29 protein-coding genes are annotated in these 24,328 nt (G+C 53.0%); 12 read left to right on the top strand and 17 right to left on the bottom strand.

The annotated features are described in order from the left end of the window. Positions 1-89 precede the first annotated feature (89 nt). The 4 genes from rplT to thrS all read right to left on the bottom strand — a co-directional run bounded on the left by rplT (position 90) and on the right by thrS (position 3,266). A complete protein-coding gene (rplT, locus tag ACWKXX_RS04775) occupies positions 90-446 on the bottom strand; it encodes a 50S ribosomal protein L20 (RefSeq protein ID WP_000124850.1) in 357 nt (118 codons plus the stop codon). 50 nt (positions 447-496) lie between these two features. Further along, positions 497-694, bottom strand: coding sequence for a 50S ribosomal protein L35 (rpmI, locus tag ACWKXX_RS04770; RefSeq protein ID WP_001124225.1), 198 nt, complete (start codon positions 692-694; stop codon positions 497-499). Between the two features lie 97 nt (positions 695-791). Next, a complete protein-coding gene (gene infC / locus ACWKXX_RS04765; RefSeq protein WP_023616141.1) occupies positions 792-1,334 on the bottom strand; it encodes a translation initiation factor IF-3 in 543 nt (180 codons plus the stop codon). A gap of 3 nt (positions 1,335-1,337) precedes the next feature. After that, positions 1,338-3,266, bottom strand: a complete 1,929-nt coding sequence (thrS, locus tag ACWKXX_RS04760) for a threonine--tRNA ligase (protein ID WP_003857814.1) — start codon at positions 3,264-3,266, stop codon at positions 1,338-1,340. Between the two features lie 321 nt (positions 3,267-3,587). Here thrS and yncL point away from each other — a divergent pair, with 321 nt between their 5' ends. Next, positions 3,588-3,680: a stress response membrane protein YncL gene (yncL, locus tag ACWKXX_RS04755; protein WP_071842885.1), complete on the top strand. Its 93-nt coding sequence runs from the start codon at positions 3,588-3,590 to the stop codon at positions 3,678-3,680. 98 nt (positions 3,681-3,778) lie between these two features. After that, complete coding sequence (gene yniD / locus ACWKXX_RS04750; protein ID WP_003857815.1) at positions 3,779-3,886, top strand: small membrane protein YniD; 108 nt, start codon at positions 3,779-3,781, stop codon at positions 3,884-3,886. A gap of 149 nt (positions 3,887-4,035) precedes the next feature. Here yniD and ACWKXX_RS04745 read toward each other — a convergent pair whose 3' ends face one another. Next, complete coding sequence (locus ACWKXX_RS04745; protein ID WP_015570736.1) at positions 4,036-4,269, bottom strand: YdgH/BhsA/McbA family protein; 234 nt, start codon at positions 4,267-4,269, stop codon at positions 4,036-4,038. 263 nt (positions 4,270-4,532) lie between these two features. Then, positions 4,533-5,291 (bottom strand): DUF481 domain-containing protein, encoded by a 759-nt coding sequence (locus tag ACWKXX_RS04740; RefSeq protein WP_026080717.1) that lies wholly within the window; start codon positions 5,289-5,291, stop codon positions 4,533-4,535. A gap of 296 nt (positions 5,292-5,587) precedes the next feature. Between ACWKXX_RS04740 and pfkB the strand changes: the two genes are divergently transcribed. The 3 genes from pfkB to ACWKXX_RS04725 all read left to right on the top strand — a co-directional run bounded on the left by pfkB (position 5,588) and on the right by ACWKXX_RS04725 (position 7,868). Then, on the top strand, positions 5,588-6,520 hold the full coding sequence (gene pfkB, locus ACWKXX_RS04735; RefSeq protein ID WP_261666480.1) for a 6-phosphofructokinase II: 933 nt from the start codon (positions 5,588-5,590) through the stop codon (positions 6,518-6,520). A gap of 91 nt (positions 6,521-6,611) precedes the next feature. Continuing rightward, entirely contained in the window at positions 6,612-6,902 is a 291-nt protein-coding gene (gene ghoS / locus ACWKXX_RS04730; RefSeq protein ID WP_003857822.1) for a type V toxin-antitoxin system endoribonuclease antitoxin GhoS, read from the top strand. Positions 6,903-7,007: 105 nt separating this feature from the next. After that, complete coding sequence (locus ACWKXX_RS04725; protein WP_015570740.1) at positions 7,008-7,868, top strand: fructosamine kinase family protein; 861 nt, start codon at positions 7,008-7,010, stop codon at positions 7,866-7,868. A 36-nt stretch (positions 7,869-7,904) separates the two neighbouring features. Here the strand turns inward: ACWKXX_RS04725 and ACWKXX_RS04720 are convergent, their stop codons facing one another. Next, positions 7,905-8,441: a YniB family protein gene (locus ACWKXX_RS04720; protein WP_015570741.1), complete on the bottom strand. Its 537-nt coding sequence runs from the start codon at positions 8,439-8,441 to the stop codon at positions 7,905-7,907. 141 nt (positions 8,442-8,582) lie between these two features. Between ACWKXX_RS04720 and hxpB the strand changes: the two genes are divergently transcribed. From hxpB to tcyP, 4 genes are all read left to right on the top strand, one after another. Beyond that, the gene (gene hxpB / locus ACWKXX_RS04715) at positions 8,583-9,254 is read left to right on the top strand and encodes a hexitol phosphatase HxpB (protein ID WP_003857825.1); all 672 of its coding nucleotides are present in this window, start codon (positions 8,583-8,585) and stop codon (positions 9,252-9,254) included. Between the two features lie 128 nt (positions 9,255-9,382). Then, positions 9,383-10,144 (top strand): 2-dehydro-3-deoxy-D-gluconate 5-dehydrogenase KduD, encoded by a 762-nt coding sequence (gene kduD / locus ACWKXX_RS04710; protein ID WP_180249310.1) that lies wholly within the window; start codon positions 9,383-9,385, stop codon positions 10,142-10,144. Between the two features lie 95 nt (positions 10,145-10,239). Next, complete coding sequence (locus ACWKXX_RS04705) at positions 10,240-10,830, top strand: metal-dependent hydrolase (protein ID WP_015570742.1); 591 nt, start codon at positions 10,240-10,242, stop codon at positions 10,828-10,830. Positions 10,831-10,957: 127 nt separating this feature from the next. Then, positions 10,958-12,349 (top strand): cystine/sulfocysteine:cation symporter, encoded by a 1,392-nt coding sequence (tcyP, locus tag ACWKXX_RS04700; RefSeq protein WP_015570743.1) that lies wholly within the window; start codon positions 10,958-10,960, stop codon positions 12,347-12,349. A 48-nt stretch (positions 12,350-12,397) separates the two neighbouring features. Here tcyP and cedA read toward each other — a convergent pair whose 3' ends face one another. Then, complete coding sequence (gene cedA, locus ACWKXX_RS04695; protein WP_071524159.1) at positions 12,398-12,652, bottom strand: cell division activator CedA; 255 nt, start codon at positions 12,650-12,652, stop codon at positions 12,398-12,400. A 187-nt stretch (positions 12,653-12,839) separates the two neighbouring features. Here cedA and katE point away from each other — a divergent pair, with 187 nt between their 5' ends. After that, positions 12,840-15,089, top strand: a complete 2,250-nt coding sequence (gene katE / locus ACWKXX_RS04690; RefSeq protein ID WP_032653274.1) for a catalase HPII — start codon at positions 12,840-12,842, stop codon at positions 15,087-15,089. Positions 15,090-15,177: 88 nt separating this feature from the next. On the opposite strand, the gene chbG is transcribed toward katE, so the two are convergent. The 7 genes from chbG to osmE form a co-directional block, all read right to left on the bottom strand. Beyond that, on the bottom strand, positions 15,178-15,927 hold the full coding sequence (gene chbG, locus ACWKXX_RS04685) for a chitin disaccharide deacetylase (protein WP_017693595.1): 750 nt from the start codon (positions 15,925-15,927) through the stop codon (positions 15,178-15,180). An 11-nt stretch (positions 15,928-15,938) separates the two neighbouring features. After that, positions 15,939-17,294 carry a 6-phospho-beta-glucosidase gene (locus ACWKXX_RS04680; protein ID WP_261666290.1) on the bottom strand — a complete coding sequence of 452 codons (1,356 nt, stop codon included), beginning with the start codon at positions 17,292-17,294 and terminating at the stop codon, positions 15,939-15,941. Between the two features lie 109 nt (positions 17,295-17,403). Then, entirely contained in the window at positions 17,404-18,222 is an 819-nt protein-coding gene (chbR, locus tag ACWKXX_RS04675; protein WP_017384663.1) for a transcriptional regulator ChbR, read from the bottom strand. A gap of 29 nt (positions 18,223-18,251) precedes the next feature. Beyond that, a complete protein-coding gene (chbA, locus tag ACWKXX_RS04670; protein ID WP_003857835.1) occupies positions 18,252-18,599 on the bottom strand; it encodes a PTS N,N'-diacetylchitobiose transporter subunit IIA in 348 nt (115 codons plus the stop codon). 47 nt (positions 18,600-18,646) lie between these two features. After that, positions 18,647-20,005, bottom strand: a complete 1,359-nt coding sequence (gene chbC, locus ACWKXX_RS04665) for a PTS N,N'-diacetylchitobiose transporter subunit IIC (RefSeq protein ID WP_017384664.1) — start codon at positions 20,003-20,005, stop codon at positions 18,647-18,649. Between the two features lie 80 nt (positions 20,006-20,085). Then, the gene (chbB, locus tag ACWKXX_RS04660) at positions 20,086-20,403 is read right to left on the bottom strand and encodes a PTS N,N'-diacetylchitobiose transporter subunit IIB (RefSeq protein WP_022647819.1); all 318 of its coding nucleotides are present in this window, start codon (positions 20,401-20,403) and stop codon (positions 20,086-20,088) included. Between the two features lie 281 nt (positions 20,404-20,684). After that, on the bottom strand, positions 20,685-21,029 hold the full coding sequence (osmE, locus tag ACWKXX_RS04655) for an osmotically-inducible lipoprotein OsmE (RefSeq protein WP_003857836.1): 345 nt from the start codon (positions 21,027-21,029) through the stop codon (positions 20,685-20,687). A gap of 231 nt (positions 21,030-21,260) precedes the next feature. Here osmE and nadE point away from each other — a divergent pair, with 231 nt between their 5' ends. Then, positions 21,261-22,088, top strand: coding sequence for an ammonia-dependent NAD(+) synthetase (nadE, locus tag ACWKXX_RS04650; RefSeq protein WP_126498925.1), 828 nt, complete (start codon positions 21,261-21,263; stop codon positions 22,086-22,088). A gap of 115 nt (positions 22,089-22,203) precedes the next feature. After that, entirely contained in the window at positions 22,204-23,082 is an 879-nt protein-coding gene (gene cho, locus ACWKXX_RS04645; protein ID WP_063136382.1) for an excinuclease Cho, read from the top strand. On the opposite strand, the gene ves is transcribed toward cho, so the two are convergent. Together ves and spy are read right to left on the bottom strand one after the other, a co-directional pair. Continuing rightward, positions 23,060-23,617 (bottom strand): environmental stress-induced protein Ves, encoded by a 558-nt coding sequence (ves, locus tag ACWKXX_RS04640; RefSeq protein ID WP_017384666.1) that lies wholly within the window; start codon positions 23,615-23,617, stop codon positions 23,060-23,062. The genes cho and ves overlap by 23 nt on opposite strands. A gap of 167 nt (positions 23,618-23,784) precedes the next feature. After that, positions 23,785-24,279: an ATP-independent periplasmic protein-refolding chaperone Spy gene (gene spy, locus ACWKXX_RS04635; protein WP_015570753.1), complete on the bottom strand. Its 495-nt coding sequence runs from the start codon at positions 24,277-24,279 to the stop codon at positions 23,785-23,787. Between the last annotated feature and the right edge of the window lie 49 nt (positions 24,280-24,328).

Here is a 24,328-nt window from a genome sequence, read left to right as displayed (position 1 = left end):
GACCTTATTGAAAAGCCTGCACGGATAAATGTCAATCTTCTGATGGTGTTAAATGAAAAGAGGAGGCAAAGCCCCCTCTCTCAACTGGCTTATGCCAGTGCTGCTTTCGCTTTTTCGACCAGAGCGGTGAACGCTACTTTGTCGAATACTGCGATGTCAGCCAGGATCTTACGGTCGATTTCAACAGAGGCTTTTTTCAGGCCGTTGATGAATTTGCTGTAAGAAATACCGTTCTGACGTGCTGCTGCGTTGATACGCGCAATCCACAGTTGACGGAACTGACGCTTACGCTGACGACGGTCACGGTAAGCGTACTGACCTGCTTTGATAACAGCCTGGAAGGCAACGCGGTATACGCGTGAACGCGCACCGTAGTAGCCTTTAGCTTGTTTCAAAATTTTCTTGTGACGTGCACGTGCAATTACACCACGTTTTACGCGAGCCATGTGTGCTCTCCTGTATCTATTCTAAGTTAAAAAAGTTAAACGTTAACGACTTATGCGTACGGCAGGCACGCGATGACCAGGCCCAGATCGCCTTTAGAAACCATGGCTTTTGGACGCAGGTGACGTTTACGCTTGGTAGCTTTCTTAGTCAGAATGTGACGCAGGTTAGCGTGCTTGTGCTTAAAACCACCTTTACCGGTTTTTTTGAAGCGCTTAGCAGCACCGCGTACGGTCTTAATTTTTGGCATTTTAATAACTTCCACTTCGCATTGTTAAATAAACGAAACATAGGCGAACAAAACCTATGGGGCCCGAAGGCTCCACAGATTTTGCTGCTTGAAGGCCTTACTGTTTCTTCTTAGGAGCGAGCACCATGATCATCTGGCGGCCTTCGATCTTCGTAGGGAAGGATTCGACTACTGCCAGTTCACTCAGATCGTCACGGACGCGGTTAAGCACTTCCATACCAATCTGTTGGTGGGCCATCTCACGACCGCGGAAACGCAGCGTGATCTTGGCCTTATCGCCATCTTCCAGAAAGCGAATCAGGCTGCGGAGTTTTACCTGATAATCGCCATCGTCGGTACCAGGACGGAATTTAATTTCCTTAACCTGGATAACTTTTTGCTTCTTCTTCTGTTCCTTAGAAGACTTACTCTTTTCATAAAGGAACTTGCCGTAGTCCATGATACGACAAACTGGCGGTTCGGCGTTAGGGCTGATTTCAACTAAATCTACTCCAGCTTCTTCAGCCTTTTCGATCGCTTCTCTCAGACTCACAATCCCCAGCTGCTCGCCTTCCAGACCTGTTAAGCGAACTTCCTGGGCGCGAATCTCGCCATTGATACGATTCGGACGTGCCGTTTGAACTCGTTTTCCGCCTTTAATACCTTATTCCTCCAGTTGTTGAAGACTGCGGCTGCGAATCTCTTGTTGCAGCTTCTCAATCACTTCACTTACGTCCAGGCTCCCCAGGTCTTTACCACGGCGGGTGCGAACGGCAACTTTGCCTGCTTCCACCTCTTTATCACCACAGACCAACATATACGGGACACGACGTAAAGTGTGCTCGCGGATTTTAAAGCCAATCTTCTCATTTCTCAAGTCTGCTTTTACGCGAATGCCCGCATTTTGTAGTTTCTGCGTCAATTCTTTAACGTAATCCGCCTGAGAATCGGTAATGTTCATCACCACTACCTGCACTGGCGCAAGCCAGGTTGGGAAGAAGCCCGCGAACTCTTCGGTCAGGATGCCGATGAAGCGCTCCAGTGAACCGAGAATCGCACGGTGAATCATAACCGGCACCTGACGCTCGTTGTCTTCGCCAACATAAGAGGCGCTTAAACGCTGCGGCAGGGAGAAGTCCAGCTGTACCGTTCCGCACTGCCATGCGCGATCGAGGCAGTCATACAGGGTAAATTCAATTTTCGGACCGTAGAATGCGCCCTCGCCCAGCTGGTATTCGAACGGAATACCGTTCTCTTCCAGCGCGACGGCGAGATCCGCCTCTGCGCGATCCCATGTCTCATCGCTGCCGATACGTTTTTCCGGACGCGTTGAGAGTTTGACCACGATCTTCTCGAAGCCAAAGGTGCTGTACATATCGTAGACCATACGAATACAGGCGTTAACTTCTTCACGGACCTGATCTTCAGTACAGAAGATATGCGCATCATCCTGAGTAAAGCCACGAACACGCATCAGACCGTGCAGCGCACCTGATGGCTCGTTACGGTGGCAGCTACCGAACTCCGCCATACGCAGCGGCAGATCGCGGTAGGATTTCAGACCCTGGTTGAAGATCTGAACGTGGCCCGGACAGTTCATTGGCTTGATGCAGTATTCTCGGTTCTCAGACGAAGTGGTGAACATTGCATCTTTGTAGTTGTCCCAGTGGCCGGTCTTTTCCCACAGCACACGGTCCATCATGAACGGGCCTTTCACTTCCTGATACTGGTACTCTTTCAGCTTGGAGCGCACGAACGTTTCCAGTTCACGGAAGATAGTCCAGCCGTCGTTATGCCAGAACACCATCCCCGGCGCTTCTTCCTGCATATGATACAGGTCAAGCTGCTTACCGATTTTACGGTGGTCACGCTTAGCCGCCTCTTCCAGGCGTTGCAGGTACGCGTTCAGGGCCTTCTTATCGGCCCACGCGGTACCATAAATACGCTGCAACATTTTGTTGTTGCTGTCGCCACGCCAGTAAGCGCCTGCGATTTTCATCAGTTTGAAGTGATGACAGAAGCGCATGTTCGGCACGTGCGGTCCACGGCACATGTCGACGTATTCCTGGTGATGGTACAAGCCAGGCTTGTCATCATGAGCGATGTTTTCATCAAGAATCGAGACTTTGTAGCTCTCGCCGCGCTTCACGAAGGTTTCACGCGCTTCGTGCCAGCTGACTTTCTTCTTAATGACGTCATAGTTGGTTTCGGCGAGCTCGTGCATTCGTTTCTCGAGCGCGTCGATATCTTCCTGAGTCAGGGTGTGGTCAAGGTCAACGTCGTAGTAGAAACCGTTGTCGATAACCGGGCCGATTGCCATTTTGGTGTTTGGCCACAGCTGCTTGATAGCATGGCCTAACAGGTGCGCACAGGAGTGACGAATGATCTCCAGACCTTCTTCGTCTTTCGCGGTGATGATCGCAAGCGTTGCATCGCTTTCAATCAGATCGGACGCGTCTACCAGCTCGCCGTTTACGCGACCTGCGATGGTTGCTTTTGCGAGTCCAGGACCGATATCCAGGGCAACATCCATTGGGCTAACAGCATGGTCGAAATGGCGTTGGCTGCCATCAGGAAGAGTAATTACAGGCATTTTATATCCTTATTTGCAGTGATGCCCCACACATAAGAGCATATACAAAGAAAATAATCGTGATTAAACAGTAGATTACGAAACCATCTGACCAACAATCGTCAAATTGGTTCGTCATCATGCACCTGCCGATTCAGATAAATGCGAATTTACGGCAAGCAGGGTAATGGTAACACTATTGAAAGGGCGAATGCACCTTCTGCGACCGTTTGAACCGTTCATCCTTTTGTCTGCGTTCATGAACTTTTGCTGACGGAGGCTCGCAATCCGAAAGTGCTGAGCTATTCTTGACTTGGTCCTTAAACATCGAAGGGGTATCACATGAATGTATCCAGCAGAACCGTTGTGATATTGAATCTACTTTCCGCTGCTTGCCTGGTATTGATTCTGGCTGACAGATTCCATTGGTTTTAAGCCGAACCGGTGTTCCAGCATAACCTGTTGTCCAGGGTTGAGCGCTTTCTGGCGCAGATTTTGGTAGACTAAGGGTATCAACTGACAAGGATTAGGTTATGCCAACAAAAAGATTTGCCGTGAAGCACTGGAAAATGGTCGTGGTGTTAATTGCTATTTGCGGCGCGATGTTGCTGCTGCGCTGGGCCGCAATGATCTGGGGCTAATATTTTGTCAGCGAAAACGTGCCGTGAATTTACTGAATAAATCTTAACTATCTTTACGATAATTTATGGCCCAAAACCGGTACGTCATAATCCGGTTTTCGACAGGCTGTGACAGCGTATATATTCCGTCACACGTGGCAGTTGAAATATCAGGACCACTCACCCGCCACCAGCTTGTGTACATCAAATGCATCATTCATTGACTGGCCGGTAGACTGAGAGCCAGGGGCAATGTTGGAGCCTGCTTCTACATCCGAGGCTTTAGCGATCCCGATTGGGCTGTTAACGTCACTGGCAGGTTGCGTCATATTATCAGCAGCAAATACGCCAAATGAAAGTGCGGAAAGCACCATCGCTGCTGTAGCGGTTTTGATTTTTTTCATAATTTTATTCTCATACTTATTTAATGCGATATGCCTGAGGCGAGTTTTTCGCCTGTGCCGTAAGTGTAGATCTGGATCACATTCTTGCCTAGTCAAATTATTTATCAATTCGTGTCAAATAAACTGAATAAGCCCTGGTCGGCTAATTATGGAGAAATTATGAAGATGAAACCAGACCCATTATTTTAAAACGCCGTTTAATATAAATAAGCACAGTTTCAGAAAATAAAAAACGGGCCGAGAATAATCCCGGCCCGACGATATTACATTTTATAACCTAAAGAAATCGTGGTTCGGCGATCGGTATGTTCCGGCGCAGAATCAGGTGGGGATGAGTTCCAGGTTACGTTGTACGCCACCTTGAGTCCAAAGTGTTCGTTGATGGCCACATTCAACGCACTTTCTGAGTTCAGCGTTGTATCTTCAGCACCAAACACCGACACACCCTGGGTGAATTTTGCGTTGTCCGTCATCTGCCATGCATAGGTGCCCGATGCATAACCCAGCGGCTGGGTTTCATCTTCGCCGTTGGTGTACTCGTCGTACCGGACACCCGGACCGAATTCAAAACGCAGGCTGTGCACCGGCCCATTGAGGAACTGACGACCATAACCCGCAGTTACGACATCACGCTGGCGATAGCCGTTGTAGCGGTCAGTCAGCCAACTCGCCTGCCCGAACAGGTAGTCATAATCGGTCATGTTGTATCGGCTACGTCCGCCTACCGCGTATTTCTCTGATGAGCGTTGATCGTTAGCAGAGGTGTTGCTGGCATTTCCCCACAGCGACCAGGCCGTGGTGTTGCCGTACCAGGTCAGGGTGCTGTCTGCGGTCAGGGAGGAGCTTTTCGTATTACCGGATTGCGCCAGATACCCGGCATTCACGTTACCTTCAAAGGGTTTTTTGGCGGTGGAGGGATCGTCCATGACAGTAAAAACGGTATCATCGGCGGTTGCATTCAGTGACGCAAATACGCCACCCGCCAGCATCAGTGCTGCGGGTACTGTCTTCAAAAGCTTCATTTTATTTAAGGAGTCCGTACAACATAAAAAGAGACCGTCACGGTCTCGGAAACTTTCTTGCGGATCAATGACAAGGCGACCATAGAAAGGTAACAAATTATAAAAAGCCGCAAATAACATAGCAATATTTTCTTCTTTCATTTTTTGAATAAGAACGATCCCAAAACGTGTTTTATTTTATATGCCCGGCGCAGGTTATTTGTCAGCATTCATATTTAAAATCATACTGTTATTTACGTTGCCTTCCTGCCAAACGGTGCCAGGCTTAAAAGAACCCATGATAAAAGGAGGTCATGATGGCTTCGATTTATACGCTGACACTCTCCCCTTCCCTCGACTCCGCGACCATGACGCCGCAAATCTACCCGGAAGGTAAGCTGCGCTGTAGCGCGCCGGTGTTTGAGCCGGGCGGCGGCGGCATCAACGTAGCGCGCGCTATTACCCATCTCGGCGGAAAAGCCACCGCCATCTTCCCCGCTGGCGGCGCCACGGGAGAACATCTGGTTGCGTTGCTGGCAGATGAACAGGTGGCCGTAGACACCGTCGATGCTAAAGACTGGACCCGGCAGAACCTGCATGTCCATGTTGAATCCAGCGGCGAGCAATATCGTTTTGTGATGCCGGGGGCGAAATTAAGCGATGATGAGTTTCGTCAACTGGAAGAGAAAGTGCTGACCATTGAAAGCGGCTCATTACTGGTGATCAGCGGTAGCCTGCCGCCGGGCGTCAAAACAGAAAAACTGACGGCGCTGGTTCAGGCGGCGCTCCAGCGCGGCATCCGCTGCATTGTCGATAGCTCGGGCGAAGCCCTGAAGGCGGCGTTAGAACCCGGACAACTTGAACTCGTTAAACCTAACCAGAAAGAGCTCAGTGCCCTGGTTAATCGAGAACTCAGCCAGCCTGATGACGTTCGTACTGCCGCAGAAGAGCTGGTACGTACGGGCAAAGCGCATCGCGTTGTGGTCTCTCTCGGTCCTCAGGGTGCGCTGGCCGTCGACAAGACGGGCTTTGTACAGGTTGTGCCACCGCCGATGAAAAGCCAGAGCACCGTGGGTGCCGGTGACAGTATGGTTGGCGCGATGGTGCTGAAGCTAGCGCAGGGCGCTTCGCTTCTGGAGATGGCACGCTATGGCGTCGCGGCAGGGAGTGCAGCCACCATAAACCAGGGAACGCGTCTGTGTTCGCTTGCGGATACCCAGAAAATTGTCGATTACCTGTCGAGAAGCTGAACCTGCTTCCCCTTCCCATGGAGGGGGAAGTCGCTAAACAGGGCATATCGACTATGCTAAGAAAACTTTCAGGATAACAACGAGGTGAATTATGAGCAGTGGTGATATCACCCGCTACGTCGTAACCGTGAATATTCATGAGGCGTCGCTGACCGAACTGAATGAACTCAACAACGCGTTCACGCGCGCCAATTTTCTGCTCACGCTGACGGACGATGAGGGCAATATTCACGATCTCGGCTCACTGGCATTTGGCCTGATAAGCCCGCTGAGTCAGGAAGAGGTGAAGGCGCTGGCCAGTAGTCTGGTGGAAAGCGTGACTGACAAAGCCACGGAAATTGATGTGGATAGCTGGGAAAACTGGCATAAAAAAGAACAATAAGTGCCCTGTACAAAATTAAACCGCTCAGTTGTGCGTTAGTTCCTGTTTTTTTATAGCCGTTTTGCGCTAACTTTATGATCTGGCAGACAACATGGGAGAGACATCATGTGGCAGGCTATCAGTCATCTTTTAAGTGAGCAGCTGGGTGAAGGTGAAATTGAACTGCGTAACGAACTGCCAGGCGGAGAGATCCATGCCGCATGGCATTTACGTTACGCCGGGCGCGATCTTTTCGTTAAATGTGATGAGCGTGAATTGCTCCCCATTTTTACTGCCGAAGCCGATCAGCTTGAGCTGTTATCGCGCAGTAAAACAGTCACCGTTCCGCAGGTATTAGCTGTCGGCAGCGATCGTGACTATAGCTTTCTGGTGATGAACTATCTTCCCGCGCGCCCTCTGGATGCGCACAACGCCTTTATTCTCGGGCAACAGATCGCCCGTTTGCACCAGTGGAGCGATCAACCTCAGTTCGGGCTCGATTTTGATAACGACCTCTCCACTACCCCACAGCCAAACGCATGGCAGCGCCGTTGGTCGACCTTTTTCGCCGAGCAGCGCATCGGCTGGCAGCTGGAGCTGGCCGCTGAAAAGGGATTAGCGTTCGGCAACATCGACGCGATTGTTGAACATATTCAGCAGCGTCTGGCTTCGCATCAGCCTCAGGCTTCCCTTCTGCACGGAGATTTATGGTCAAACAACTGTGCACTTGGGCCTGATGGTCCCTATATATTTGACCCGGCCTGCTACTGGGGCGACAGAGAATGTGACCTCGCAATGCTGCCGTTGCACCCTGAACAGCCGCCGCAAATTTATGATGGCTATCAGTCTGTCTCGCCGTTACCTGCGGGTTTCCTTGATCGTCAGCCGGTTTATCAGCTGTACACCTTGATAAACCGGGCTATTTTGTTTGGCGGGAGTCATCTGGTGAATGCCCAGCGGGCGCTGGACCGCATTCTGGCGGCATAGCGGGAGGGGGCGGCTTCACGCCCCTTCCCTTAGGATTTACAGGAAGCCAAGCAGCGTAAAGAAGAAATACCCGGCCACAATGATAATGACCGGCAGGATGTAGAGCGGGAAAAACTGCACAAAAATGGTATGCCGCGGAACGACAATGCGCGATTCGATCTGCTCGCGGCTCATCCCGTCAGGGCCTTTCGCCTTCTCAAGGATCAGCTGGTCTTCCACCCCTTCGCGCAAAAAGCGGGTCTGGCGACTCATGCGCGCGCCGGAGGCCTGTAACGCCATCGCGATAAATATCAACGCATAGATTATCCAGAAACCGACATTCAGCTGGTGGTGAAAATCCGGCGTGGGCGAGTTGAACCAGAAAACGTTCAGGAACGGGGTATTAAACCGCATCATCTCAATCATGACGTGCGCAAAATCAAGCATGACGGCATTGATGCCCGGCTGTTTTTCGCTGTGATCGTACATAAATTTGAGTACGGAGATCAGCGTTGAAATCAGAGCGGGAATGAAAATAACCCAACCAGCAATACGTTTTAAGACCGCGATGCGTCCAGCTTGTTGATACGTCATTAGTTCCTCTTCATAAAGACGCGTTATTTGTGCCTAAGTCTACCTGCTGTCGGTCATTTTCGCCCGCTCTTTGAATGCAATATGCTAAATTGCTTGTGCTTAGCACCGTTTGTCTTACCCCCAAGATAAGGAGATGTTGTAATGTCGACCCCGCGCCAGATACTTGCCGCTATTTTTGACATGGATGGATTGCTGATTGATTCCGAACCCCTGTGGGATCGGGCTGAACTGGACGTGATGGCCAGCCTCGGCGTCGATATCAGTCGTCGTAACGAGCTTCCCGATACCCTGGGGCTGCGCATCGATATGGTGGTTGACCTCTGGTATGCCCACCAGCCATGGGTTGGCCCGGATCGCGACGAAGTAACGGCGCGCATTATCAACCGCGCTATCTCTCTCGTAGAAGAGTATAAGCCGCTGTTACCGGGCGTACGCGACGCTATCGCCCTGTGCAAGGCGCAAGGGCTGAAAGTGGGGCTGGCCTCCGCCTCACCGCTGCATATGCTGGAAAAAGTGCTGACGATGTTCGGGCTGCGCGACAGCTTCGACGCGCTGGCCTCGGCCGAAAAGCTTCCTTACAGCAAGCCACATCCGCAGGTATATATGGACTGCGCCGCGAAACTGGGGCTGGATCCACTTACCTGTGTGGCGCTGGAAGATTCGGTTAACGGCATGGTGGCGTCCAAAGCCGCACGTATGCGCTCCATCGTTGTGCCGGCTGAAGAAGGCCGACACGATCCCCGTTTTGCCCTCGCAGACGTCAGGCTGACGTCTCTTGAAGAATTGACTGCCCGCCATCTGCGCGGGGAGTAACGCTCTTTCAGGCAGCTTCGGCTGCCTGTCTCGCCAAATCAAAACAACGTTTTACTTTATTTGCTTTTCTCATTCCAGACTCCTATTCTTACGTGCAGAATGACAATAACCTGACTTCTGAGGCGCGTATGATACTGGATGCTTTTACTCTGGCAGGAAAAGTGGCGATGGTGACCGGGTGCGATACCGGTCTGGGGCAAGGTATGGCCATTGCCCTCGCCCAGGCAGGATGCGATATCGTGGGGGTTAACCGCAAGGTTCCTGACGAAACGGCAGCGCGCGTTACGTCGCTGGGACGACACTTTATCGCGATTCGCACCGATCTTGGCAAGCAGGAGAGTATTCAGAGCGTGGTGGATACCGCAGTCGCTGAGATGGGCCGCATCGATATTCTGGTTAACAATGCCGGCACCATCCGCCGTGCCGATGCGCTGGAATTTAGCGAGAAGGACTGGGACGAGGTCATCGATCTCAATCTGAAATCGGTCTTTTTCCTCTCTCAGGCAGTGGCGAAACAGTTTATCGCGCAGGGTCAGGGCGGCAAGATTATTAACATTGCCTCCATGCTCTCCTTCCAGGGCGGCATCCGGGTGCCCTCCTATACGGCGTCCAAAAGCGGCGTGCTGGGCCTCACCCGCCTGCTGGCGAACGAATGGGCAACGCTGGGCATTAATGTGAATGCTATTGCGCCGGGTTATATGGCGACCAATAACACCCGGCAGCTTCGCGATGATGAGCAGCGCAGCCAGGCGATCCTCGACCGTATTCCGGCGGGTCGCTGGGGTCTGCCGGAGGATTTACAGGGTCCGGTGGTGTTCCTGGCCTCATCGGCCTCTGATTACGTTAACGGTCATACCCTCGCCGTAGACGGTGGCTGGCTTGCGCGCTAACCGTGCGTTTGTGACAAAGAGTTACACCGTCACCTCTTTCACACACTGTATAAAAACCCTATACTGTATGAATCGACAGTTTACCGGGTTTTATCATGACGGCGGAAGGCCACCTGCTTTTTTCACTTGCCTGTGCAGTGTTTGCCAAAAACGCTGAACTGACCCCTGTGCTGGCACAGGGGGACTGGTGGCATATTGTCCCTTCCGCCGTGCTGACCTGCCTTCTGCCGGACATAGATCATCCAAAGTCATTCCTTGGCCAGCGGCTGAAGTGGATTTCAAAACCCATCGCCAGAGCCTTTGGTCATCGCGGATTTACCCACAGCCTGCTGGCCGTATTTGGCCTGCTTACACTCTTCTATTTGAAGGTTCCGGAGAGCTGGATCGTCCCGGCGGATGCCATTCAGGGCATGGTGCTCGGCTACTTAAGCCATATCCTCGCCGATATGCTGACGCCAGCGGGTGTACCGCTGCTCTGGCCCTGCCGCTGGCGTTTCCGTCTGCCAATCCTCGTGCCGCAAAAAGGCAACCAGCTGGAGCGCGTTCTGTGTATGGCGCTGTTTGCGTATGCCGTGTGGATGCCGCAGACATTGCCCGAAAATGGTGCAGTGCGCTGGTCATCGCAAATGATCAACTCGCTACAATTTCAGTTCAATCGTTTTATTAATCACCAGATTGAACATTAAACCGGCAATATAATCACTTTTGTCATAAACCATTCCATATGGATATAAGCGCGACATCACACTTCTGATAACCTTGCGCCAACAGGTTCGGTAAAAACCGACCGTATAATAAATCAGGAGAACGGGGATGAATTTTCCACTCATCGCGAACATTGTTGTGTTCGTCGTATTGCTATTGCTTCTCGCCCAGGCTCGCCACAAACAGTGGAGCCTGGCGAAAAAGGTACTGGTCGGTCTGGTCATGGGCGTGGTGTTTGGCCTGGCCTTACACGCCATTTACGGCTCCGATAGCCCGGTACTGAAAGATTCTATTCAGTGGTTCAACATTGTCGGTAACGGCTATGTACAGCTGCTGCAAATGATCGTTATGCCGCTGGTATTCGCCTCTATTCTGAGCGCCGTAGCCCGCCTGCATAATGCCTCTCAACTGGGTAAAATCAGTTTCCTGACCATTGGTACCCTGCTCTTCACCACGCTGATTGCGGCGCTGGTGGGTGTGCTGGTAACCAATCTGTTTGGCCTGACTGCTGAAGGTCTGGTGCAGGGTAGCGCTGAAACCGCGCGTCTGACGGCGATTGAGACCAACTACGTGGGTAAAGTGGCCGATCTGACCGTTCCGCAGATGGTGCTCTCCTTCATTCCGAAGAACCCGTTCGCTGACCTGACCGGTGCAAGCCCAACCTCCATTATCAGCGTGGTGATCTTCGCGGCATTCCTGGGCGTGGCTGCGCTCAAGCTGCTGAAGGACGATGCGCCGAAAGGCGAGCGCGTTCTGACAGCCATCGATACCCTGCAAAGCTGGGTGATGAAGCTGGTGCGTCTGGTCATGCAGCTGACGCCGTACGGTGTCCTGGCGCTGATGACCAAAGTCGTGGCAGGCTCTAACCTGCAAGACATCATCAAGCTTGGCAGCTTTGTGATCGCCTCTTATCTGGGGCTGGGCATTATGTTTGTGGTGCACGGTATCCTGCTGGGCGTGAACGGCGTTAGCCCGCTGAAATATTTCCGCAAAGTCTGGCCGGTGCTGACCTTCGCCTTCACCAGCCGTTCCAGCGCGGCATCTATCCCGCTGAACGTGGAAGCACAGACCCGTCGTCTGGGCGTACCGGAGTCTATCGCCAGCTTCTCGGCCTCCTTTGGCGCCACCATCGGGCAGAACGGCTGTGCGGGTCTCTACCCGGCGATGCTGGCCGTGATGGTTGCCCCAACCGTGGGGATTAACCCGCTGGATCCGGTCTGGATTGCGACGCTGGTGGGTATCGTGACCATTAGCTCCGCCGGTGTTGCGGGCGTGGGCGGCGGCGCGACCTTCGCTGCGCTGATCGTTCTGCCTGCGCTGGGACTGCCGGTGACGCTGGTTGCCCTGCTGATCTCTGTTGAACCGCTGATCGATATGGGGCGTACCGCCCTGAACGTGAGTGGCTCAATGACCGCCGGTACCCTGACCAGCCAGTGGCTGAAGCAGACCGACAAAACGATTCTCGACAGTGAAGAAGATGCGGAACTGGCCCATCGTTAATCACGGCTGAAATAAAAAAACCGCCTGCGGGCGGTTTTTTTATGGCTGTTATTCTTCAACCTCTTCATCCTGGCGGGTCTGCACAGCCCATCGCTGCGCCGATTCCGGCACCGTAAACGCAGGGGAGCGACGGAAGTGCTCGCCAATCAGCACGAAGGCAACGTATTTACCCCGTAACATCCAGACATCGCGAAAACCATCCACTTTCAGGGCATGGTCAGGCGGCGCGGGTTCAACGCGGGGCACATAGCTAATAACCTGGCGGTTTTGTTGACGAAGAGGTTTCATAAGCGACGGGTTCACTAAAGCAAATTCTTAAAGCAGGAAATTTCTATCATAGCCGATTCTCCCCCCACCCGTCGCGCCTGACGTGAGGCAGATGGCTCCTTTCGCTAATCACTTATCTGAAAACGCTTAGTTCGCCTGCTAATTCATCACATTGTTCTATCCTTAATAGGGTTTTCAGGAACGAACAAAGGAGAATCGTGCAATGTCGAACAATGATAAACCTCATCAAGCCCCTATTCATGGCACCGAAGAATCTCAACCGGGAATGGACTCACTCGCCCCTGCGGATGGCTCTCATAAACCGTCGCCGGGCCTGTCCGCGCCGGGCGAGCAACCTACTGCACCGGGAAGCGTGAAGTCGCCCGATGCGGATAACGAGAAGTTAAAATCTCTCGACCCGCACCGCAAAGGGGGTGAAGGCTATGCGCTGACCACCAATCAGGGCGTGCGCATCGCCGATGACCAGAACTCCCTGCGCGCCGGAACGCGCGGCCCGACGCTGCTGGAAGATTTCATCCTGCGGGAAAAAATCACCCATTTCGACCATGAGCGTATTCCTGAGCGTATCGTTCACGCTCGCGGCTCCGCGGCGCACGGCTATTTCCAGCCGTACAAGAGCCTGAAAGCGATCACGAAGGCGGATTTCCTTTCCGACCCGAACAAAATCACACCGGTATTTGTGCGCTTCTCTACCGTACAGGGCGGCGCGGGTTCGGCCGATACGGTGCGTGATATCCGCGGCTTCGCCACCAAATTCTATACCGAAGAGGGCATTTTCGACCTCGTCGGGAATAACACCCCGGTTTTCTTCATTCAGGATGCGCATAAGTTCCCTGACTTTGTCCATGCGGTAAAACCAGAGCCACACTGGGCCATACCGCAGGGACAAAGTGCGCATGACACCTTCTGGGACTACGTCTCCCTGCAACCGGAAACCCTTCACAACGTGATGTGGGCGATGTCTGACCGGGGGATCCCACGCAGCTATCGCACCATGGAAGGGTTTGGTATTCATACCTTCCGTCTGATTAACGCTGAAGGTAAAGCGACGTTTGTGCGTTTCCACTGGAAACCGGTCGCGGGGAAAGCATCCCTGGTGTGGGATGAAGCACAGAAGCTGACAGGGCGCGATCCGGACTTCCACCGTCGCGAACTGTGGGAATCCATTGAAGCCGGTGATTTCCCGGAATACGAGCTGGGATTACAGCTGATCCCGGAAGAGGACGAGTTCAAATTCGACTTCGACCTGCTCGACCCGACCAAGCTTATTCCTGAAGAGCTGGTGCCGGTTCAGCTGGTGGGCAAAATGGTGCTTAACCGCAACCCGGATAACTTCTTCGCGGAGAATGAGCAGGCTGCGTTCCACCCGGGCCATATTGTGCCGGGGCTGGATTTCACCAACGATCCGCTGCTACAGGGCCGTCTGTTCTCTTACACCGATACGCAGATCAGCCGTCTCGGTGGACCGAACTTCCACGAAATTCCTATCAACCGTCCGACCTGCCCGTACCATAACTTCCAGCGTGACGGGATGCATCGCCAGGATATCGATACCAACCCGGCGAACTACGAGCCAAACTCCATTAACGATAACTGGCCGCGTGAAACCCCGCCGGGGCCAAAACGTGGCGGATTTGAGTCGTATCAGGAGCGCGTGGACGGAACAAAAATTCGCGAGCGCAGCCCGTCATTCGGCGAATATTACGCTCAGCCTCGCCTGTTCTGGAACAGCCAGACCCCGATTGAACAGCAGCACATTATCGGCGGTTTCAGCTTTGAGCTGAGCAAAGTGGTGCGTACCTACATTCGCGAGCGCGTGGTCGACCATCTGGCGCATATTGATATCCAGCTTGCTCAGGGCGTGGCGAATAATCTCGGCATCACGCTGACTGACGAGCAATGCCATGCCGCACCGCCAAAAGACGTGAACGGGCTGAAGAAGGATCCGTCCCTGAGCCTGTACGCGGTACCTGGCGGGTCAATTAAAGGCCGCGTAGTGGCTATCCTGCTGAATGATAAACCGCGCGCCAGCGACGTGCTGGGGATCATGAAGGCGCTCAAAACCCAGGGCGTACATGCCAAACTGCTTTACTCCCGCATGGGTGAAGTGACAGCCGACGATGGCTCTGTCCTGCCAATTGCCGCGACCTTCGCCGGGGCACCGTCGCTGACGGTTGACGCGGTGATTATGCCGTGCGGCGACGTTGAGAGCCTGCTCGGTAACGGTGATGCCGCCTATTATCTGCTGGAAGCCTATAAGCACCTGAAGCCAATCGCCCTGGCAGGCGATGCGCGGAAGTTTAAATCTCTGCTGAAGGTACCGGATCAAGGGGAAGAAGGCATTGTCGAAGGTGATAACATTGACGATGCGTTTATGACCCGGTTGTTTGACCTGCTTGCCGCGCACCGTGTGTGGTCGCGCAGCAGCAAGACCGACCAGATACCGGCGTAAAAAAAGCCGGGTGGCGCTGCGCTTACCCGGCCTACATTTCGATTGCTTATGTAGGCCCGGTAAGGCGAAGCCGCCACCGGGCTTTAACTCAAAGATCCCTGAACGTCCCCAGACGATACCCACGCTCGGCAATCGCGTACTTCAACGACGCCGACGTCAGCACATCCAGTTCCGCCAGACGCGGCCAGCAATAGGCGCTCTTACGTACGATGTTATCGACAAACGCCGGGTGCGCCATTACCTCAAGCGAGCGCTCCCCTTTCGCGGCGGACTCATCCAGCACCTTCAGGAACAGCGCTTCGTCGATCTCGTCGCCATAAAATGCGCTGCTGAACCCCTCCGTTGACGTCACCGCGACGTCCGGCAGCCCGCGCACCTCACGATCCACGCGCATCGCCACGCCTTTACGTTGCGCAAACTCTGCCACAAGCGGGAAAATCGCCGGGATCATATGCACATGATGATGGCTGTCAATATGGGTAGGCTCGCGGCCAAACACATCCACAAAGCGGTTAAACTGGCAATCCAGCTCGCGGGCAATCTCATCGAGCGGCAGAGCGTCCTGCTCCGCCATTTCCCAAATCCATTTCCCCAGCTGGCCGTCGCGCGTCAGGCCCGGCATTGGCGAAAGGGGCAACCCAAGCGTCAGCACAAAGTGCATGCCCACGCCCAGCTCGGGCAGCTCACGGCTTAACTGCGCCGCATGTTCCACCGCCTCACCGTTGATGAGCGCTGTTGTAGAGGTCACGACGCCCCGGCGACAGGCTTCAATAATGCCGTAATTCTGCCCTTTTGACAGGCCAAAATCATCGGCATTGACGATCAGCAGGTTTTCCATCGCGCCTCCTCTTAACGGTGTGTGAGTTTCAGTTTCTCAACCGTTGCAGCAAAGTTTGGCAGCCATTTTTCATGCGCCAGGATCATCTCACTCGCGAGTTTTTCAGCGTCACGGTCAGAATGCACCAGCGGGCTGAGGTTCAGCGCCAGCAGCACGTCATTCAGTTCGCCGCTCAGGGCCGCATTGCTCGCTGCCACTTCAAAGCCTTTGATGGTGTGAATCAGCCCCATCACCTTATCGTCGAAGTGGGTAATGCGGGGATGCGGTTTTGCCCCCTCGCGCCCAAGGATGCAGGTCATCTCAATGGCCCAGTCTGCCGGGATATTGTCGATGTGCCCATGATGGGGAACGTTCACATAGTGCTCGGCCTGCTTGTCATTGTAAATGGCGTTAATCACTTCACACGCGGCATCCGAATAGTATGCCCCGCCGCGCTGCTCCAGCTCTTTCGGTTTGACGTTCAGGTTCGGATCTTTATACAAATCAAACAGCTGCTTCTCTACTTTCTGTACAACCTGAGCGCGTGCGCCACCTTTGTAGTATTCGCCCATTTCAATGGCCAGCATCTCTTTCTGCTTGAAGTAGTAGAGCAGATACGAGCACGGCAGCAGATTCAGGGAGCGGATCAGCCCTTCGCTGAACGGCAGATCGAAAATGTTTTTCACCGAGGCCGCGGTCAGGCGACCAGAGGCGACGCCGTCGAGCAGTTCCGCAAAGCGCGATTGCCCGTTCACTATCACATCTTTGATAAAGACCATGTGATTCAGGCCGAACAGATCAATGGAGAGATCATCGTTATCGGTCAGTTCCAGTACATCGCGGATGAACATCTTCATGCCAATCGGAATATTGCAGACGCCGATAAAGCGTTTGAAACCGGTGTGGCGATAGACTGCCTCTGTGACCATCCCGGCCGGGTTGGTAAAGTTGATCACCCAGGCGTTCGGGCAGATCTCCTCCACGTCTTTAATGATGTCAAAAATGACCGGAATAGTACGCAGGCCTTTAAACAGGCCACCTGCCCCGTTGGTTTCCTGGCCCAGATAACCGTGGCTCAGCGGAATGCGCTCGTCCAGCTCACGCGCCTTCAGCTGGCCGACGCGCAGCTGCGTGGTCACGAAGTCAGCATCTTTCAGTGCCAGGCGGCGATCCAGCGTTTTATGCACGGTTAAGGGCACGCCCGCTTTTTCAACCATGCGTTTGCACAGTTCAAAAATAATATTCAGCTTCTCCTGACCTTCTTCAACATCCACCAGCCATAATTCGCTGACCGGTAATTCATGATACCGTTTCAGGAAACCTTCAAGTAATTCCGGGGTATAGCTGCTGCCGCCACCAATGGTTACGACTTTTAATTTCTGTTGCATAATATCTCCCTTAGCGTATCAGGTTAATCGCCTGCAAGGTATAGCGTACTCTTCCCGCTATTTGGGCAAGCCATTACGTCACTGTTCCTGGCGGATAAACCGCCGAAAGTTAATTAATTACCGTTAAATTTTTGCGGTAACTGTTCGGTGTGAATGAAGTCAATTTTTTAAAGGTTTTAATAAACAGGCTGGGGCTGCTGTAACCCGATTCGTAAGCGATATCGGTGACAGAGTAGTTAGTAATTTCCAGCTGTTTTTTGGCAAAGTTAATGCGGATTTCATTAATGATTTGCACAGGCGTTTTACGGTAATAACGCTGCGTGGCGCGCGTCAAATATTCCTGCGATTTACCCGACAGCGCCACCATATTCTCCAGGGCGTTATCGCTGAACTGTCCTTTATCGTGCATCAGCTCCACGGTACTGCGCAGCCACTGAGGAATATCATCCACCACCTGCTGTTCTTCACGGTGATGGCGGAGGCGATTCATGACGTAGAACGTCACGGTTTCAATAAATTCATCAAATTCATTGTCGCGGAAATTCAGCGAGGCGATAACCGTTTCAATCCAGGTCATAAACTCATTTTTAACGCGATACACCTGTGACGCCACAAAGCAGAACGGAACCAGCGGCAGATAGTGCTTCTCGAAGAAACGCCTGCTCACCCCTACGTTCAGAATGCGTGTCGCACCAAACTCATAAAAGCTCTGGTGATAAGATCCCATTGGCAGGAAGACGAAATCGCCACGCTCAAGCAGGACGCGCTTACCGTTGATCTCCTGATAGTAGCGGCCGGTCAGAACAATCGTGAACTCGTAGTAGTCATGCTGGTGCAGACCGCTGGCGCTCTCCGTTTTGTTGTAAATCACCACGTGAAAATTTTTGCCATTAAACAGCTGTTGCTCATGTGCGGTTTTGATTTCCATCGTGCTGACCTCCTGCTACTTCAACTGACTTATTGCATCTTCTCGTGAAGCTCGATGAGCTCCGCTACCAGCTCGCGTGCCAGCATGGAGGTCATCAGATGATCCTGCGCATGTACCAGCACCAGACTCACTTTCATCTTCCCTTCGCCCTGGTCGCTTTCGATGAGCTTCGTCTGCACCAGATGCGCTTCGTTTAACGCTGTACGGGACTGCTCCATCATGGTTTTCGCGGCAACGAAGTCGCCCTGCTTAGCCTGCTTAAGCGCCGCATACGCCAGGCTGCGTGCCTGCCCGGAGTTGATGATGAGGCCCATCACCACCTCTTCCAGATCGTTCTCTGCGGTTTCTTCGGCAACGATACTCTCTAAATCTAACATCTTTAAGCTCCTTTCCGCTGGCGCGGGTTGCCCCGCGCCGTGCAATTTTAGAATTTCAGTGCGAGGGCGATATCCTCTTCGCTCTCTTCTTCATCGATAACCGTTGCGGCCTTGTTCGCAATCGCCACGAACGGCATGTAGAGCAGGGTTGCAATCCCGAGGTTGAATATCGCCAGCAGGAAGGCCGCCACGCTACCGTTGGTGTTGAAGAACGCGCCCAGACCAGCCGGCATCGTCCACGGCGCAATGTTGGTCACCGGCGGGATAATGCCCAGGTAGTACGCCGTCAGCGTAATCGCGGCCAGCAGCGGCTGAACCAGGATGAAGGGAATGAACATCACCGGGTTCATGATAATTGGCAGACCAAACAGGATCGGCTCGTTAATCTGGAAGATGCCTGACGGCAGGGCCAGCTTCGCAACCTGACGATGGTCGGCGCGGCGAGAGACAATAAAGACCGCGATGATCAGACCCAACGTCGCCCCGGTACCGCCCAGGAAGATATAGGAGTCAAGCATCGGCTTCGCCCACACATGGAAGGTTTTACCGGCCGCCAGCGCCGCATCGACGGAGCCGTACTGCTGGTAAAGCGCGACGTTTTCCAGTGCCCATGGGGTCATAATACCGCTGTCCAGCGCCGCCAGTGCCAGTGAACCATGCACGCCGAAGAACCACAGCAGGGAGGTAAAGATGACATACGCCCAACCGACCACGCTACCCATCGACGCCAGCGGCGTTGAGATAGAGTCCATAATGATCTGGTGGAAGTTTGTGCCCCAGTGAGAGAGCGCCCAGGCAATAATCCCCATGATGGAGAGAATAATGAAGCCCGGAATCAACGCGGAAAATGAACGAGAAACGGAGGCCGGAACGCTATCCGGCAAGCGGATAACCCAGTTACGGCGAATAATGAAGGTGAACATTTCGGCCACCACCAGCCCGATAATAATACCGGAAATGATGTTTGCCCCACCCAGCCAGTTGGCGCCAACGGCGTAAGCGTCACCCACGCTGTACGGTGTGACGGTCATGAACGCGGCAATGGACAGTAAGCCTGCCGCCAGCGGATCAACTTTACGCTCTTCCGCCAGCGCCATTCCGATAAAGAAAGGCGCCATTAGCGACATAATACCCAACGTACCGTTGTATACGTTGCCGCCAATGGCTTTTAAACCATTAAGGGTTTCAATAGTTGAAGCATCTAACCTAATTCCTAATGAATAAAAAAAGGAACCTTCTCCAAAGCTCAGAAAAACGTTGTTAATTAAAACGAACATTGCCCCGGCTAATGTCAACGGCATTAATTTAATAAAGCCGTTCTTAATGGCATTAACGTGAGGCTGCTTTCCTATTTTAACAGCAAAAGGAAGGAGTACCTTTTCAAGTGAAGCGATGACTTTACTCATAGGAAAATACCCTTAAAGGCCGCAACGACCGTTACGGCATATTGTGTGTGAAATAACTCTTTGACGGGAAAAATAAAAAATTAATTAGCAGCTTTTTTAATCGCCGCAACGGCAGCTTTTAATACACCTAAACCATCGATCTTGCCGTATAAAATGGAATCGATCACTTCGACCGGCTTATTGGGTAGCAGACGTTGAATTTCTGGCAGCATATAAGCGATTTGCGGCCCGAGTAAAATAACGTCTGCTGTCTGGCCCTTCTCGCCCGCCAGCGTTTCCGGAAACGCCTCAATCACCACAGGGACTTCATACTTTTCGGCCTGCGCGCGCATTTTGGAAACCAGCAGCGAAGTGGACATGCCCGCAGAGCAGAACAGATAGATATGTTTCTTTTCCATGATAACTTCCCTCTTGTTTGGCTACCCGCCGTCGCGCTATCACTCGACTCGCTATCCTGGCTGACGGGCAGTGTGCTGAACATTGTTTGTCGTTGAAGTGAGTATACGCAATGGTACAGGGAGGGGATAATTCTGGATAGACTGAAATTGTCTCTCATTGACCTGGCTTGTTGACTACCTTCACATTTCAGGCAAATAATTCGCGCCAAGAAATAAGATTTACGTATGCATAAAAAAACCGGCCTTCAGGCCGGTTTGTTAGCACTCTCAGGCAAGCATGCTTACTGTGCCTTAGGTGCCTGTGGGTCGGTGTCGTATTCGGCACAGGTCTGGTAACCAGAATTGATCACGTGACCCGTATCATCCAGGGCGACAAAGTAGGTCTCTGCCTTACCATCACGTTGACCCAGAATATAGGTCTGGCAGGTACCACGCGCGTGGATCATAGTGACTTCTGAAGAAGGTTTACCGGCAATGGCTGCAACCTGGGAACGCGTCATGCCTTTTTTGACGTCTTTTACCACTGGCTGTGTGAACTGATCTTTAGTGCGATCGTAAGCTGTACACCCTGCCAGCATAGTCAGTACCGCCGCTGCGCTTAAAATTCCTGCTACGTTCTTGTTCATATTCCGTCCTCTTGTTTATCAGCGTGTTAACTAAGCATGGGATAAAAATTACTATTGTTCAACTTTGCGAGTTACGCCAGACGAATTTCGGAAAATTCTAATAAAACAACGGTAAGCTGCTAAATCGCTGTAAAACAGTACACTCAAAACTGTGATCCTTGTCGTTTCCCCGACAAAGGGTTAGTTTTAACAGATCACACTTTCTGTTTGGTTCTGCATAGGGAGGGCGTAATGGCTCTGCAACAAGAAATTATTAAGGCGCTGGGCGCGAAACCTGCGATTGATGCCAATGAAGAGATCCGTCGTAGCGTTGATTTTTTGAAAGCTTACCTGTCTGCACACCCTTTCCTGAAGACGCTGGTGCTGGGCATCAGCGGCGGTCAGGATTCCACTCTGGCCGGTAAGCTGAGCCAGATGGCCATCTCCGAGCTGCGTGACGAGACCGGTGACATCGCGCTGCAATTTATTGCCGTACGTCTGCCGTATGGCGTGCAGGCCGACGAGCAGGACTGTCAGGATGCGATTGCGTTTATTCAGCCGGACCGTGTTCTTACCGTAAACATCAAAGGTTCGGTACTGGCCAGCGAGCAGGCCCTGCGTGAAGCCGGTATTGAACTGAGCGATTTTGTCCGCGGCAACGAGAAAGCCCGTGAGCGCATGAAAGCGCAGTACAGTATCGCAGGGATGACCAAAGGGGTCGTCGTCGGCACTGACCACGCCGCGGAAGCCATCACCGGCTTCTTTACCAAATACGGCGATGGCGGCACGGATATCAACCCCCTCTTCCGCCTGAACAAGCGTCAGGGTAAGCAACTGCTGGCGGCATTGGGCTGCCCGGAGCACCTGTATAAGAAGGCGCCAACGGCGGACCTGGAGGACGATCGCCCTTCCCTGCCGGATGAAGCCGCGCTGGGCGTTACGTATGACAACATCGATGATTATCTGGAAGGCAAAACGCTCGACGAAGGTACCGCTAAAATTATCGAAGGCTGGTATCTGAAAACCGAGCATAAGCGCCGTCCGCCCATTACGGTGTTTGATGATTTCTGGAAAAAGTAAAAGCAAAACGGTAACTCCGCTTTGCAGGCCGGGTAAGGCGTAGCCGCCACCCGGCTCTTTTTTAACCACCAAACACCTGCTACACTGTATGCCTGAACAGTATATGGAGCAGTATGTGAGCAGGCGTCAATCCGCCCCGCGTCTTGAGTTCGAAGCGGCGGCTATCTACGAATATCCCGAGCATCTTCGCCCCTGGCTTGAGGCACTGCCTAAACAGCCTGGCGTCTATTTCTTCCACGGCGACAGCGACACCATGCCGCTCTATATCGGCAAAAGCGTGAATATCCGCAGCCGGGTGATGTCGCACCTGCGTACGCCGGATGAAGCATCGATGCTCAGGCAGTCCCGGCGGATCACCTGGATCGAGACGGCAGGCGAACTGGGCGCGCTTCTGCTCGAAGCCCGGCTCATCAAGGAACAGCAGCCGCTGTTTAACAAACGCCTGCGCCGCAACCGCCAGCTGTGTTCCTTACAGATTAACGCAGGAAAACCGCAGGTCGTTTATGCCCGGGAAGTGGATTTTTCGCATGAACCCAATCTTTACGGTCTGTTTGCCAATAAACGTGCCGCACTGCAAACCCTGCAATCCCTGGCTGATGAATTACAGCTTTGTTACGGCCTGTTAGGACTGGAAGCCACCACCCGCGGTCGCGCCTGTTTCCGCTCCGCGCTGAAACGCTGCGCCGGGGCGTGCTGTGGAAAAGAGAGCGTTGAAGAACATCATGCCCGGTTTATGGCTGGCCTGGCCTCTATCAGCGTTAACTGCTGGCCGTGGGAAGGCGCGGTGGCGCTGAAAGAAACCCGCGATGGGATGACGCACTATCACATCATCCGCAACTGGCTCTGGCTTGGCGCCGTTGAAAATCTGGATGACGCTACCGCCCTGCTGCGCACCCCTGCCGGGTTCGATCAGGATGGTTACAAAATTCTCTGCAAGCCACTGTTAACCGGAAAATATGAGATCATCGTCCTCAATGACCCGGCAGCCAGGTAATTTCACTGAACAGCAGCGACCCCTTCGTTTCCAGTAAACGGAGGGTATGACTGCCCGCTTCCCAGCTGGCGCCCTGATCGGCGGTCAGTAATTTGTCGCCCAGTTGCCAGGCGCCACTTAATACGAAGGCCACCCCACCGCGTGAAGCGAAGGTAGTGAACGTCCGGGTAGCAACGCGCACCTTTGCCTGACAGCAGTCCCGTCGGGTCATGATGTTGAAGTCCATCGACATCTGCCCCTCAGTGAGCACGGCTTTCACCGCCAGATCGCCCGCAAATCGGTAAGGCTGATGATGCTTCAGGGTATGACAAAACGCCCTGCCTGCATCCAGGGTCACCTCGCCGCCCTCCAGCAGCGTAATCACCCGGTCAACGCCCGGGAATGCGGAAAATTCGCCGTTACTGGCGATGGAGGCAATACTGGCCCGCCAGAAAAAATCCCGCGTCGCGGGAGGAAAACAGCAAATCTCACGCGTCTCACCCGCACCATTACGCCAGAGACTGACCGGCATTTTACGGATATCAAAGAATTCCATGACCACTCCTGAAGGACGCACCGTGCGCCAGGGCATTTTCACAGACGTATTATCGGCAGCAGTCAGGCCAGACCTTAGGGATGGGATAAAAGAAAAACCGCCGGTCCTGTCCACAGCGTTTTCGCTTTTGTAGACAGGAGCCCGGCGGTCTTAAGAGAGTGAACCGATTATTCGGTTGGTGCAGGCATTTTACCTTCCGGCGCTGCACGTTCTGTCAGACGCTTCTCAAAATTGGCATTAAATTGCTTTTTCTGTTCCGGCGTCAGAATGTTGTAAATCTTGTTCTGAGTTTCCATGTGGGCCAGCATGCGCGCTTTATGCTGCTCGGCCATTTTGTCGATCTGCGCTTCCGCTTTTGCTTTATCGAAGCTGTCGCTGGCAATGATGTCATGCATTGCGCGGCGCTCTTCCAGCGGAGGACGTTTCATCTGGTCACGCTGGCTTTTCATGATGTCGCGGATCTGCTGCTTCTGCGCATCGGTGAGGTTCAGATCTTTAAACATCATCATCTCATGGTGCATACCCGGCTTGCCTTTATGATGCATCATCATTTTGCCTTCCGTCGGCGCGGCGGTAGTGGTCGCGGTATCGGCGGCGAACGCCATGCTGGTAGCGCCCAGAGCCAGGGTAGAGGCAACAAACAGTGCAGTTAATTTACGCATAATGTCTTTCCTTACTTTCAGTTATTCTTCGGCGCTATGCCGTGTTGAC

It is taken from the genome of Enterobacter sp. UPMP2061 (genome assembly GCF_053709615.1).
The sequence above is the reverse complement of the archived record's forward strand: the minus strand, read 5'-3'. Positions and strand labels throughout refer to the sequence as shown.